At 57.4% G+C, this 1,374-nt stretch carries 2 protein-coding genes; one reads left to right on the forward strand and one right to left on the reverse strand.

Annotation, left to right across the window (positions count from 1 at the left end; genetic code table 11):
* The first annotated feature begins 72 nt into the window (after positions 1-72).
* Positions 73-492, forward strand: coding sequence for an acyl-CoA thioesterase (locus F8N62_RS31405; RefSeq protein ID WP_150712475.1), 420 nt, complete (start codon positions 73-75; stop codon positions 490-492).
* 67 nt (positions 493-559) lie between these two features.
* Here F8N62_RS31405 and F8N62_RS31410 read toward each other — a convergent pair whose 3' ends face one another.
* Positions 560-1,045 carry a glycine zipper domain-containing protein gene (locus F8N62_RS31410; protein WP_150712476.1) on the reverse strand — a complete coding sequence of 162 codons (486 nt, stop codon included), beginning with the start codon at positions 1,043-1,045 and terminating at the stop codon, positions 560-562.
* Positions 1,046-1,374: the final 329 nt, after the last annotated feature.

Here is a 1,374-nt window from a genome sequence, read left to right on the forward strand (position 1 = left end):
GAGCCTGCTCGCGAAGAACGATAACGCGGTTTAAACCTTAGACTGGTCATCCAACTTCAGGAATCGACGCTGATGCCTCAACGCACCGACTACCCACACTTCCAGCCCATCACTACGCGCTGGCACGACAACGACGCCTACGGTCACGTCAATAACGTCACCTATTACAGCTTCTTCGACACGGCAGTGAACACCTACCTGATCGAAGTCGGCGGTCTGGATATCCATGAGGGTGACGTGGTGGGGTTTGTGGTGAGTTCGGCGTGCGATTACTTTGCTTCCATCGCTTTCCCGGACCGCATTGAAATCGGCCTGCGCGTGGGCAAGCTCGGCAACAGCTCGGTGCAGTACGAACTGGCGGTATTCAAGGCCGGTGAAGATGATGCCTGCGCGGCGGGGCGTTTCGTGCATGTGTTTGTGGATCGTGCCTCTAATCAGCCGGTGTCGATTCCTGCCGGTTTACGGGGGGCGTTGGAGCGTCTGGTGGTTTGACCGGCAAAAAAAATCGCAGCCTTTTGGCTGCGATTTTCTATCTATCGGTAACGAGGCGATTCAAGCCTCAGTCGCGGTAGCGATGTTTGTATTTGTGTTTGTGTTTGCGGTGGCCGTAATGGTGGCCACGGTCATGGTGACCATCCCGGTAATGACGGCGGTCGCCACGACCACGATCATTGTCGTCGTCATCGCTCTTGTTACCCATATAGTTACCCAGCGCACCACCGGCGCCGCCGCCTGCTGCGGAGCCGATCAGGCTGCCGGTGGTGCCGCCCATGCTGCGGCCGACCACGTTACCGCCTGCTGCGCCCAACGCACCGCCAATGGCTGCTTCGCCACGGCTGCGTTTGTCTGCGCCGACTGCGCTACCACCGGCGCCGCCCAGGGCTGCACCAATGGTTGAACCTGTGTTGCCGCCTAACGATTGACCGACGACCGAGCCCAAAACCCCGCCCAATGCGCCGCCCACACCTGCTTCGGTGGTGCCTCCGGCAGAAGCGAAGCCACTGACCAGGCCAAGGGACAACAAGAGAATCGAGGAGAACTTCATAGAGGAACCTCAAGGGGATGACGGCGCGATCCTGAGGCTGTGTCGTGCCGGTGACAATCGAAATCCGACGAGTAACACGACTTGTACACAATTCTATAAGTTACTGTTTTTTGGGCGGAACTTAACTGTTTTTCGCCGGTCTTTAGCTACTTCGGACAGGCCGTTTTTGTGAAAAAACGGCCTTTTTTGTGGGCGATTGGAAAGTTTGAATCCTGCCGGGATTGATGGCGCCTGACCCGACCTCTTCGCGGGCAAGCCCGCTCCCACAGGGTTTTATGTCTTAAAGTGAATTGTGCTCCACCACTGATCACTGTGGGAGCGGGCTTGCC

Source organism: Pseudomonas fluorescens, from assembly GCF_902497785.1.
GTDB lineage: Bacteria > Pseudomonadota > Gammaproteobacteria > Pseudomonadales > Pseudomonadaceae > Aquipseudomonas > Aquipseudomonas fluorescens_BO.